Origin of the sequence: Acinetobacter oleivorans DR1, assembly GCF_000196795.1 — a bacterium.
GTDB classification, from domain to species: Bacteria; Pseudomonadota; Gammaproteobacteria; order Pseudomonadales; family Moraxellaceae; genus Acinetobacter; species Acinetobacter oleivorans.
On record NC_014259.1, the window covers coordinates 173,037 to 185,723 of the forward strand.

10 protein-coding genes are annotated in these 12,687 nt (G+C 40.1%); 8 read left to right on the forward strand and 2 right to left on the reverse strand.

The genetic code is table 11. From position 1 onward, the window contains the following. Positions 1 to 16: 16 nt before the first annotated feature. Entirely contained in the window at positions 17 to 2,155 is a 2,139-nt protein-coding gene (locus AOLE_RS00790) for a TonB-dependent siderophore receptor (RefSeq protein WP_013196599.1), read from the reverse strand. Between the two features lie 227 nt (positions 2,156 to 2,382). Between AOLE_RS00790 and AOLE_RS00795 the strand changes: the two genes are divergently transcribed. The 5 genes from AOLE_RS00795 (at position 2,383) to recJ (ending at position 8,695) form a co-directional block, all read left to right on the forward strand. Further along, positions 2,383 to 3,180 carry an oxygen-binding di-iron domain-containing protein gene (locus AOLE_RS00795; protein WP_013196600.1) on the forward strand — a complete coding sequence of 266 codons (798 nt, stop codon included), beginning with the start codon at positions 2,383 to 2,385 and terminating at the stop codon, positions 3,178 to 3,180. A gap of 194 nt (positions 3,181 to 3,374) precedes the next feature. After that, positions 3,375 to 4,841 carry an IMP dehydrogenase gene (gene guaB / locus AOLE_RS00800; protein ID WP_004790042.1) on the forward strand — a complete coding sequence of 489 codons (1,467 nt, stop codon included), beginning with the start codon at positions 3,375 to 3,377 and terminating at the stop codon, positions 4,839 to 4,841. A 148-nt stretch (positions 4,842 to 4,989) separates the two neighbouring features. Next, complete coding sequence (glmM, locus tag AOLE_RS00805) at positions 4,990 to 6,327, forward strand: phosphoglucosamine mutase (protein WP_013196601.1); 1,338 nt, start codon at positions 4,990 to 4,992, stop codon at positions 6,325 to 6,327. A gap of 10 nt (positions 6,328 to 6,337) precedes the next feature. Continuing rightward, positions 6,338 to 6,994 (forward strand): pyridoxamine 5'-phosphate oxidase, encoded by a 657-nt coding sequence (pdxH, locus tag AOLE_RS00810; RefSeq protein WP_013196602.1) that lies wholly within the window; start codon positions 6,338 to 6,340, stop codon positions 6,992 to 6,994. After that, complete coding sequence (recJ, locus tag AOLE_RS00815) at positions 6,995 to 8,695, forward strand: single-stranded-DNA-specific exonuclease RecJ (protein WP_013196603.1); 1,701 nt, start codon at positions 6,995 to 6,997, stop codon at positions 8,693 to 8,695. It abuts the gene before it with no gap. A gap of 48 nt (positions 8,696 to 8,743) precedes the next feature. Here the strand turns inward: recJ and AOLE_RS00820 are convergent, their stop codons facing one another. Next, positions 8,744 to 9,511 (reverse strand): putative porin, encoded by a 768-nt coding sequence (locus AOLE_RS00820; RefSeq protein ID WP_004790036.1) that lies wholly within the window; start codon positions 9,509 to 9,511, stop codon positions 8,744 to 8,746. A gap of 392 nt (positions 9,512 to 9,903) precedes the next feature. Here AOLE_RS00820 and prfB point away from each other — a divergent pair. From prfB to AOLE_RS00835, 3 genes are all read left to right on the forward strand, one after another. Next, a protein-coding gene (prfB, locus tag AOLE_RS00825) for a peptide chain release factor 2 (RefSeq protein WP_107880456.1) occupies positions 9,904 to 10,999 on the forward strand; the annotation gives its coding sequence in 2 pieces (ribosomal slippage) (positions 9,904 to 9,975 and positions 9,977 to 10,999; 1,095 coding nt in all). Between the two features lie 221 nt (positions 11,000 to 11,220). Beyond that, positions 11,221 to 11,523 (forward strand): ArsR/SmtB family transcription factor, encoded by a 303-nt coding sequence (locus tag AOLE_RS00830; RefSeq protein WP_002121891.1) that lies wholly within the window; start codon positions 11,221 to 11,223, stop codon positions 11,521 to 11,523. Positions 11,524 to 11,550: 27 nt separating this feature from the next. Then, positions 11,551 to 12,609, forward strand: coding sequence for an alkene reductase (locus AOLE_RS00835; protein WP_013196604.1), 1,059 nt, complete (start codon positions 11,551 to 11,553; stop codon positions 12,607 to 12,609). Positions 12,610 to 12,687 lie beyond the last annotated feature (78 nt).

Consider the following 12,687-nt stretch of genomic DNA (forward strand, 5'->3'; position numbering starts at 1 on the left):
TTTTTTGTAGGTCATTTTAGTAGTTAAATTTCACTGTGAAGTTAATTTGGCGTGGGTTGCCGAGCGTCACTAAATTCTCGTTCAGCGCACCTGCATAGTAATCTTTATCAAATAAATTACGGATAGCAAGTTGAGCACCCCAATGTCCTGCATCGTAGCCAGCTTCAGTGTCAAAGACTGTATAGCCTGGAATGTGAACATCTAAGCCATCGACAGTTTTATATGTTTCACCACGAAATCCACCACCAACATACCAACCAAGTTTTGATGTAGGGTCAAATTTATAGCGTGCTGACAAACTATAAGCATGCTCAGGAATATTATCGAGTGCTTTTCCTACATTGCTCGCGTTTGTATCTTTACTAATTTCAGCATCCATAGTGTAAGTATATGCAGCTGTTAGTTTTAAGCCTTCTAAAATTTCTGCGCTGAGCTCAGTTTCAATACCACGTGTTAACTGTTCGCCACGCTGAGCTTTATAGCCACTATTCGCAGTATCAGTGACTAAAACATTTTGACGTTTTAAATCATACCAAGCGATAGCACCTTGAACTCGTTGATCAGGGCTTTGTAATTTCATTCCGACTTCAACCTGTTTTCCTTCTTCAGGTTTGAACGGATTGTTATTTACATCAGTACCACTGTTAGGTGTAAATGAAGTGGCATAGCTGACATAAGGGGCAACAATGCCATTAAGGGTATACATGACAGAGGCGCTACCCGTAAAAGCATTGTCTGATTGTTTGCTTGCACTACTTGTAACTAAACTTGTGCTTTGGGTTTGTGCCCAGTCTTGGCGTCCAGACAAGCTTAAAAGCCATTGGTCATTAAGTTGAATGCGGTCACGTAAATAGAGGCCCAAATATTTGAGACGATTAATATCCAGAACATTTTGTTTCAATGTCACGTTTTGACCATAAACGGGGTCATAGATATTTAAATTGCCAATATCGTATTTATCATTGGTGTAGTCACTTTTTTCCTGAAAAGCATCTACGCCAATATTAATGTCGTGCTGCATGCCATATAAATCAAACTGTTTGTTTAAACGGTTATCGATGGCGAAACTTAAGTTATCAATCACTTGATGCCGACTATTATTAGCTCGGTTAATGGTTGTATAAGATGAGTCTGCCCAAAACTTTTTAGTTTGAGCAAAAACCGCAGTGCCATCCATTTCGGTTTTTTGGACGGCAAAATTCTGGTTAAAGTTCCAGCCATTATCAAAGGCATGTTTAAACGTATAACCCGTACGATAAACATCTGCTTCATATTTACCAAAATTAGGATCGCCAATATATAAACTTCGGTCTATAGCGCCGTTAGGATTGTCTTTTAATGTGCCAATTACAGGCAAGCCTTGCTGACGAATATATTCACGATGCTGATAGCTTGCGATTACAGAGAGGTCAGTTTTATCACCTAAGTCGAAGTTGTAAGAAGGCGAGATATAGTAATTTTTAAAATACACATAATCTGTCGGGTCATCTTGGTCAGAGATGCGGCCATTTAAACGAAAAGCACCTTTTTCACTATTATTAGGGCTATAGTTTAAATCGAATGTACCTTCTTTTAAATTATAGCTGCCATAAGTCATGCTAGCACGTGCAAAGTTTTCTGCTTCTGGGCGTTTAGTGACTAAATTGACCATACCACCTGGTGCAACCAAACCGAAATTAATAGAGGCAGGGCCTTTTAAGACTTGGATCTGATCCATGCCTGATAGTTCAGTGGCAACATAAGTATTTTGTCCAACTCTTAAACCATCTACGTAAACCGAATCGGAAGAGGTCTGCCCACGAATAACAAAATCATCCCAACCACGACGACCAAGTTTTCCAGCTTCGACACCTGCAACACCTTCAAGTGCATCTGCTAGAGTTCTAGCTTGTTTCTGGTCGAGCTGTTCACGAGTCACCACAGAAACCGATTGAGCCGTCTTAAATAAGGGTGCATCTGATTTTAGGGCAGAGGTTGCTTTTGTTGCGACATAGGGAGAGCTGGGTTCTTTTTGCGCCTGAATAGAAATTGTGGGTAGCACACTGGTCGAATTCTGTTGTTCTGCTGTTTCATCAGCATGACTTGCTGTCATTAAGCTAAAAATAGTAACTGCTAACAATGTTTTGGAGCTTGAAAAATAAGGTGCTTGGTTCATGGGAGGTCTAGGCAGCGCAAAAGACAAAAATGATAATGAGAATTATTTTAATTTATTGCAGGTGAATTTTAAATAACATTATGATTCATTTATAAAATAAGAAAAGCAAAAGCTATTTTAAAATATTATGAGAAAAATAAAGCAATTCATTGCAAGAGTTATCGAATCCCTTTATTTTAGTATGGATATAAAAATATCTAATATTTAAAGTTTTTTTGGGGAATTGTATGGGGTTTGAAAAAACAACATCGCAGATATTATTCGATAATGGCGTACATAAATGTATTAGTTTTACCAGTTTGGTCAAAGGGGAAGGTATTCAAGCCAATCAATTTTTAATTATTGATCATGAGCGTGCTGCTGTAATCGATCCGGGTGGCGATTTGACCTATATTCCATTAACGATGGAATTAAATAAATATACACGTTTGAAAAATCTGGACTATGTGATGGCTTCGCATCAGGATCCGGATATTATTACCTCAATGCCACGCTGGTTGGTCTATACAGATGCTAAAGTCGTGGCATCAAAATTATGGGCACGATTTTTACCTCACTTAAACTCGTCTTTTATGAGTGAACGTATGAAAGGTAATTGGGAAGACCGTCTTATTGAATTACCTGACCGTGGCCAAGTGATTCAATTGGGGGAATCAAAGTTAGTTGTAGTTCCTGCCCATTTTCTACATTCGGTCGGTAATTTTCAGTTTTATGATCCCGTTGCCAAAATCTTATTTTCTGGAGATATGGGCGCTTCGATTGTTGAGGATGCCAATCAACTTTTGACAGATTTCGATACGCATGTTTCGAAAATGAAAGCTTTTCACCAACGCTATATGTGTTCCAATAAGGTTATCCGTTTATGGGTAAACATGGTCCGCCAGATGGACATTCAAATGATTGTTCCACAGCATGGCAGTCCATTTATTGGCAAAGAAATGATTAATCAGTTTTTGGACTGGATTGAGGTTTTACCTTGTGGTGTCGACTTGATGACAGAACAAGTTTTTAGTTGTCCTGCCTAAATATGATGTCTAATGATCAACCCAGATAAAATTCTGGGTTGCAAAAACATGGGTTAAAAAATAACGTTAAAACGATAATAAGTAGGAATTATTTAGAGTAGCTCTACATCTATTACTGAAAAAGGCAAAGATAATATGAAAATTGCATTGAAATTTGTTTATAATAGCTCACGGAATTTACCAGTGAGATTGTTATGCTGACCATCGTTCAAGAAGCGCTAACCTTCGATGATGTCTTATTACTTCCTGCCTACTCTACTGTTCTCCCAAAAGATGTCTCTTTAAAGACACGATTAACTCGCGGCATTCATTTAAATATCCCATTAGTTTCAGCTGCAATGGATACAGTGACTGAGTCACGTATGGCGATTGCGATGTCACAAAATGGTGGTATCGGGATTTTGCACAAAAACATGGATATTGCTGCTCAAGCTGCAGAAGTACGCCGTGTAAAGAAATTCGAAGCGGGTATGGTGAAAGATCCTATCACTGTAACGCCTGAAACTACAGTACGTGAACTGATTGCAATTACCACTGCTAATAACATTAGCGGTGTACCTGTTGTTAAAGACGGCAAGGTTGTCGGTATTGTGACAGGCCGTGATACGCGTTTTGAAACTAATTTAGAACAACCTGTTAGCAACATCATGACAGGCCAAGATCGTTTAGTCACTGTACGTGAAGGCGAGTCTAAAGAAAATATTCAAGCATTATTGCAAAAACACCGTATTGAAAAAGTCTTGGTCGTTGGCGAGAGCAACGAACTTAAAGGCTTAATTACAGTGACTGACTTCCGCAAAGCTGAAAGTTATCCAAACAGTTGTAAAGATGACCTTGGCCGTTTACGTGTTGGTGCTGCGGTAGGTACAGGTGCTGATACACCAAGTCGTGTGGAAGCATTGGTTGAAGCTGGTGTTGACGTCATTGTTGTTGATACAGCACACGGTCACTCAGCTGGTGTAATTGAACGTGTACGTTGGGTGAAACAAAACTTCCCTCAAGTTCAAGTGATTGGTGGAAACATTGCAACTGGTGATGCTGCATTAGCATTATTAGATGCTGGTGCAGATGCTGTAAAAGTGGGTATTGGTCCTGGTTCTATCTGTACAACACGTATTGTGGCAGGTATTGGTATGCCACAAATTTCTGCGATTGACAGCGTTGCTAGCGCACTAAAAGATCAAATTCCTTTAATTGCAGATGGCGGTATCCGCTTCTCTGGCGATATGGCAAAAGCGATCGGTGCGGGTGCAAGCACGATCATGGTTGGTTCACTTCTAGCTGGTACTGAAGAAGCGCCGGGCGAAGTTGAGTTTTTCCAAGGTCGTTACTACAAAGCATATCGTGGTATGGGTTCATTAGGTGCAATGGCGGGAGCAACTGGTTCTGCTGACCGTTATTTCCAAGATTCAAAAGCGGGTGCTGAGAAATTAGTACCAGAAGGAATCGAAGGCCGTGTTCCATATAAAGGCCCAATGGGTAATATCGTTCATCAAATGATGGGTGGTTTACGTTCATCGATGGGTTATACCGGTTCAGCTGTGATTGAAGATCTTCGCCAAAATGCGAAATTTGTGAAAATTACTTCAGCAGGTATGTCTGAGTCACATGTTCACGATGTAACGATTACTAAAGAAGCTCCAAACTATCGTGTTGGTTAGATTTTGGTAACCAAAACAATGAAGAAAGCCGTCATTACACTGACGGCTTTTTGTTTTTGGTGTAAAGTAAATCCGAGAAAAGAAATATGGCGGAATTGCCATATATGAAGTGAGCCACCGCTGAAGTGGCGTAAGAATGAGATAAGCTATGAGTTATTTTGGAACGGATGGTATTCGTGGAAAATTTGGGCAAATGCCTATTACTCCAGAGTTTGCTTTAAAACTCGGTTTTGCTGCAGGGAAGGTATTAAAACGAACGAGTCAAAAAAATAAACCACTCGTTGTATTAGGAAAAGACACTCGTTTATCTGGCTACATTTTAGAATCTGCTTTGCAGGCGGGCTTAAACGCTGCTGGCGTATATGTTCATCTACTTGGTCCTTTACCAACACCAGCCATTGCACATCTTACCCGTGCTTTGCATGCACATGCAGGTATTGTTATTTCTGCATCGCATAATCCATATTATGATAATGGGATTAAATTCTTCTCAAGTGAAGGCAAAAAATTACCAGATTCGTTACAAGAAGAAATTAACCGCGAATTAGAAAAAGATTTATTCATTGAGGACACTGCAAACTTAGGTAAAAGTGTTCGTGTAAATGATGCAAATGGTCGCTATATTGAATTCTGTAAATCTACATTCCCTTACCACTTTGATTTAAATAATTTAAAGATTGTGTTGGACTGTGCTCATGGCGCTGCATATAGCGTTGGACCTTCAGTTTTCCGTGAGTTAGGGGCAAAAGTTGTTGCTTTATATAATGAACCAGATGGCTTAAATATTAATGAGAGCTGTGGTTCAACACATCCTGAACACTTACAAAAAGCAGTAGTTGAGCACGAAGCAGATTTAGGTATTGCCTTTGATGGTGATGCTGACCGTGTTGTGATGGTTGATAAGTTTGGTAACTTAATTGATGGCGACCATATTTTATATATTTTGGCGACTCAAGCTCAAAATAAGCCAGCGGGTATTGTTGGTACTGTCATGAGTAATATGGCACTTGAAGTTGCACTTGAAAAAGCAAACGTTAACTTTATTCGTGCAAAAGTTGGTGACCGCTATGTATTACAAGCTTTAGAAGAAAATGGTTGGGTGATAGGTGGCGAACCTTCTGGTCATATTCTAACTTTAGACAAGAGTACGACTGGTGATGCCATTATTGCCGCTCTTCAAGTTTTAACTGTGATGGTTGAGCAAAACAAGGCTCTTCATGAATTGGTTCAAGACTTTAAATTATTCCCACAAGTTCTTTTGAACGTACGTTTAGAACAAATGCTTGATCCGTATTCTATTCCGGCATTGGTTACTGAATTTGATAAAGCAGAAGCACAGCTCAAAGGCCGTGGCCGTATCTTGATTCGTAAGTCTGGAACAGAGCCTGTGATTCGTGTCATGGTTGAAGGTGATGATGAGCAAGAGGTGAAAGCTTTAGCTCAGCATTTAGCAGATTCAGTTCGTTCACAAGCACAAGTCGCATAAGGTGCATGACATGAGTGATGTCATCAAAGATTTAAGTGAATTACGCTTAAGTTATGAGCAAGGTGAGTTGCATGAGGGGCAGGTTGAATCTAACCCTCATCAGCAGTTTCTTGGTTGGTTTAACCATGCTCTAGCAGCGAATTTGCATGAACCCTATGCAATGTCATTAGCAACCGCAAGTGCAAATGGCAGACCTCATGTTAGAACTGTTTTGTTACGTGGGGCCACAGAAGCTGGTTATGATTTTTATACGAATTATGATAGTCAAAAAGGTATTGATTTGGCAGAAAATCCATATGCCGAATTATTATTTTACTGGCCAAGTCTAGAGCGTCAGGTGCGAGTGGGTGGTCGTGTAGTTAAAATTGCTGAGCAAGAATCTACAGATTACTACCTTAAGCGACCACGTGATAGCCAGATTGCAGCGCATATCAGTACTCCCCAAAGCGGTAAAATTGAAAGCCGAGAGCTGTTACAGCAACGTTTTCAAGAATTACAACAGCAAGTTGAAAGCCGTGAAGTGCTTGATAAGCCGGAGTTCTGGGGCGGTTATCGTCTGCAACCAGATTATTTTGAATTCTGGCAAGGGCGACCAAATCGTTTACATGACCGCTTGAGTTATGAAAAAATCGACGGTCAATGGACGTTGCACCGACTGATGCCTTAAATGACAAAAATACAAATCAAACAAAGACCTTTATTGACACGCCCTGAACAGTTTCAGGGCGTGCCTCCGTTTATTGCCGAGATTTTGGCAAGGCGTGGAGTAGAATCTGAACAGGAATTAGAGCTAAAGCTTAAGAATTTATTAGCCCCACAGCTCAAGGGGCTAGAAACCGCTGTGGCATTAATAGATCAAGCTATTGATGAACAGAAAAAGATTGTTATTGTCGGTGACTATGATGCGGATGGAGCTACTAGTACAGCGTTAATGGTATTGGTGCTTCGCGATATGGGAGCACAAGTCGACTATTTAGTTCCAGACCGATTTAAATACGGATATGGGCTTACCCCCGCAATTGCAGAGCTTGCACATCAAACTTATCAACCTGATTTATTAATTACAGTTGATAATGGAATTTCCAGTCATGCTGGAGTTGATACAGCCCATGCGCTGGGCATGCAAGTTATTATTACCGATCATCACTTAACAACAAAAGAAACGCCTCTAGCAGAAGCGGTGGTTAACCCAAATCAGTTAGGCTGTGATTTTCCAAGTAAGGCGCTTGCTGGTGTTGGTGTTGCATTTTATGTGCTGGCCAATTTGGCAAGTTTACGTAGCAGACAAGGTAAAAGCACAAGTAAAGTCACTCAATATCTAGATTTAGTCGCTTTGGGAACTTATGCAGATGTGGCTGTTCTAGACTATAACAACCGTATATTGGTCGATGCGGGCGTAAAACGTATTCAGCAACATCAGTGTCGAGTTGGAATATTGGCACTGTTGGATATTGCTGGCCGAGAGGCGTCGTCTTTGCGTGCACAAGATCTAGGTTTTGTTTTAGGTCCGCGTATTAATGCTGCTGGGCGTATGGAGAGCATGCGAATCGGTATAGAGTGTTTATTAGCAGACTCTATGGAAACAGCTTACCCGATTGCTCAACAATTAAATCAGTTGAATATAGAGCGGCGACAAATTGAAGGAGAGATGAAGCAACAAGCTTTATCTGCTTTAGATAGTTTGCAGCTCTCAAAAGAAGATATTCCCCCAGCTCTGGTGCTCTTTGAAGAAAACTGGCATCAAGGCGTGATTGGGATTGTCGCAGGGCGTTTAAAAGAACAGTTTCATCGCCCAGCTATTGTCTTTGCACCAGATGAAGATGGTGTCCATATTAAAGGATCTGCACGTTCAATTGATGGTGTGCACATTCGAGATATGATTGAACAGGTTGCTGAACAACATCCGGAATTGGTGAGCCATTTTGGTGGACATGCGGCGGCGGCAGGTTTAACGATACGTAAAGAAAATTTTGATGCTTTTAAAACTGTTTTTACTGGCTGTGTTGCAGCTATGGAAGAATCTTTATTTCAAGCAACGCTATGGACGGATGGGGAATTACCAGCTTCGGCTTTGCAACTAGACACATTGGACTGGATAGAGCAGCTTGGGCCATGGGGGCAAAAATTCCCTTTTCCTCAGTTTGAAGGACATTTTAAAGTTGTCGATTATCGCTGGCTTAAAGAAACACATCTAAAACTTAGATTGGCTCTTGATCAATATACTTTTGATGCGATTGCTTTTAATGCCGCTGGACGATTTGAATTTAATCCTATGCGAGATGAAGTTCATTTGGTCTATGAGATTGATCGTAATGTATTTAAGGGTAATGTAAATTTACAATTGCGTATTGTGCATTTAAACCAATAAAAAAATCCGCTCATTTGAGCGGATTTTTTTATAAACTTTTAGGTAAGATTAGAAGCGGTAGCCTGCACGAACACCATAAGTGTTATCGTTGTCACCGAAACCAATACGACCTTCAAGACTTACTTGTTGATTTAAGAATTTTTTAGCATTAATACCAAATTCATCTTTATCAGTTAAGTCGTTATTGTAGTAATCCACACCAAGACTTAAAGTTTTATCGATGTAGTAGTCACCACGAACTTTATATTCGTCTAGGTCACCAAACGCACCGAACGCTTCAAGGTTTACGTCATGTTGACCTACTTGAGTTACGTATTTAGCACGAACTGTTGGATCAGCGCCGTCTTTACCATCTTTTTCGTCGTAACCTTTAACACCTAGTGCAAGTAATAAACCTGGAGCTGGTAAATAACCTACTTCAGCTGCATAAGTAGTTACTTTGCTATCAATATTGGTGTTATCAATTTCACGCTCATTACGGCCTACATCACCGCTAAGGTAGAAATCTGAGTTAGGAACATAGTATTCAACACCTACGCCATACTGAGTATCTTTAGTACCGCTGTTATCGCCATAGTTGATAAGTGCGTTAACATTACTTGCACGGCTTAAAAATGCTGCTTCTGCAAGTGGAGCGTTACGAGTTTGAACAGGATTAAAGTAATAAGTCCCGTCAACACCGAATTTACTTACGCTGCTACCGTTGTCTGGATCAAGATAATTGTAAGAACCACCAACTTCAGCTTGGTAAGCGTTTGCTGCGCCACTTACTGCGAGTGCAGATAAAAGAGCTGATGCAATTGCTAGTTTTTTCATGGAATCTCTCCCCTCTAAAAAGCGATTTTATAAATGTTTTGTTACAACTTTTAGTCTAGAGGAAAATCGGGTAGCGTCAATCTTGCACAAGTAACCGCACTGTAACTATGTGCTTTTTTTGTAAGTATGTTTAACTTAAGTATTTGATTTTAAACTATAAAAATAGAATGTTTAATTTTATTAAAATTGAGGAGATTTTGTGTAGATCATAAAAAATGCTGTAAAAGTACCCAATTTTGTATGAGGATGTTACTGGTTAAGCTTAAAATGAACTGAAGAAAATTTAGAAATTAGATGAGTGAAATATAATGAGAAATACAAAGCAGGTTCGAAGATAACCGCAGCTATGCTAAAATAATTGACTGTTTATCTGCTCTTATGGGAACACTCGCGTGGAAATTAATCCTTATCTAAACCAATTGAAAGACTTAACTGATCGTAGCCAAACACTACGGGGGTATCTTTGACTACGATCTGAAAAAAGAGCGTTTAGAAGAAGTTTTACGTGAGTTAGAAGACCCTGCGATTTGGAATGATCAAAGCCGTGCTCAGGCGATGGCAAAAGAAAAGGGCGAACTAGAAAACGTTATTAATGTATTGGATGGGTTGTCAACACAACTTGAAGATGCAAAAGCGATGTTAGATTTGGCTGTAGAAGCTGATGATGAAAGCTTGCTTGAAGATGTTCAGTCAGAGCTTAGTGCTGCTGAAGATGAACTGGCTAAACTTGAATTCCGTCGTATGTTTAGTAACCCAATGGACCCGAATCCTTGCTATGTCGAGATTCAATCAGGTTCAGGCGGTACCGAAGCACAAGACTGGGCATCTATGCTTTTACGTATGTATATGCGCTGGATTGAACGTCATGGCTTTAAAGCAGAACTCATGGAAGTATCTGATGGTGACGTAGCTGGTATTAAATCTGCAACAATTCGTGTTGAGGGTGAATATGCCTACGGTTGGTTACGCACAGAATCGGGTGTCCACCGTTTAGTTCGTAAATCACCATTTGACAGTGGTAACCGCCGTCATACTTCATTCTCTGCGGTATTTATTTCACCAGAAGTTGATGACAACATTGAAATTGATATTAATCCTTCTGATGTTCGTACCGATACTTACCGTGCATCTGGGGCAGGTGGTCAGCATATTAACAAAACCGATTCGGCAGTACGTTTGACTCACACTCCAACAGGTATTGTGGTGGCGTGTCAGAACCAGCGTTCGCAACATGCTAACCGTGACCATGCATGGAAACAATTACGTGCGCGTTTGTATGAATTGGAAATGCAAAAACGTAATGAAGCGGCTCAAGCTCTAGAAGACTCGAAGTCTGATATTGGTTGGGGAAGCCAAATTCGTTCATATGTATTAGATGATTCGCGTATTAAAGATTTACGCACGGGTGTTGAAAACTCTAATACAGGTGCTGTTCTTGATGGTGACCTTGATCGCTTTATTGAGGCGAGCTTAAAACAAGGTTTATAAGAGTCTGCTGAACTTTTAGTTTAAATACAGTTCATCTATGAATATGTAGAACTCTTGGATTTTTAGCGATTAAAACGGCAAAGCAATTCAGCCTTCGAATCTTAATCGAAAAAATGCGATATGAATATCGAAAAAAATAGATATGAATATCGCAAAAATGCGATATGATGGTTTCGAAATGCTGAATAAAGCTTTGTTCGTTTAAAAGACGTGTTGAGCCTATGGATATTGATGCAATTAGCAAAGCCCTTTCCAATCCGCTACGTCGGCAGATTTTGCAATGGTTGAAAGAACCTGCGCATTATTTACCAGTGGAAGAGTGTGGTGGTAGTTTTGAGAAGGGTGTTTGTGCAGGTCATATTGAACGATTGGGCAAAGTAGCACAGTCTACAATGTCGAATCATTTGTCTGTTTTACAACAGGCGGGTCTGATTCAGGTCCAAAAATATGGTCAATGGTCTTATTTTTCACGTAACGAAGCTTTGATTCAGCAATATATCGAACATTTAAAACAAACACTTTAACAATATAAAGTGTAAGTCGAGGCGACTATGGCTGAACTCAATACTCCTTTAACGGTTGGTGATTTTGAAATCAAAAATCGATTGGTAATGGCTCCATTAACGCGTGCGCGTAGTGGTGAAAGCCGAGTACCTAATGATTTGATGGTTGAATATTATCAACAGCGTGCAAATGCTGGTCTTATTTTGACTGAAGCAACAGTGATTGGTTCAAAAACTGTGGGTTATGCAGAAACTCCGGGATTATGGTCACAAGAGCAGGCACAGGCTTGGAATAAAATTATTGAGGCAGTTCATGCTCAAGGTTCAAAAATTGTAGCTCAACTTTGGCATGTTGGCCGTATTTCGCATCCTGAACTTTTAGATGGTGATATTCCTGTTGCACCAAGTGCAATTCAACCTGCGGGTGAAGTGAGTTTATTACGTCCTAAACGTCCTTATGTAACACCGCGTGCACTTTCAATTGAAGAGATTCAAGAAGTTATTGCTCAATACAAACATTCAGCAGAATTGGCTAAAGCAGCTGGTTTTGATGGTGTTGAATTACACGCAGCGAATGGTTACTTAATTGACCAGTTCCTTCAAAGTAATACCAACCAACGTGATGATGAATACGGTGGCCCTGTTGAAAACCGTGCACGTTTATTATTAGAAGTCGTTGATGCATTTATTGAAGTGTGGGGCGCTGGCCGAGTAGGTGTACATATTGCACCACGTGGTGATTCACACGATATGGGTGATGAAAATCCATTAGCAACTTTTGGTTATGTTGTTGAACAACTGAGCCAACGTAACGTTGCTTTCATCTTCTCTCGTGAATATGAAGCTGCTGACAGTATTAGTCCTAAACTTCGTGAAAAATTTAATGGTGTATGGATTGCGAATGAGAACCTAACACCAGAGTCAGCAAAACGTATTTTGCGTGATGGTGAAGCTGACGCAGTATCTTTTGGTAAAGCATATATTGCCAACCCAGATCTTTTACAGCGTTTAGAGCAAGACTTACCTTTAAATGAACTTCAACCAACAACTTTATATGCAAAAGGTGCTGAAGGTTATACAGACTATCCAACGCTAGAAGCTTCGTAATTTTTTAAACTGATAATTTATTGACCTCATTCATTTATGGGTTCCGTAAATCGCTTTTCTTGTAATGGTAGAGTTTAG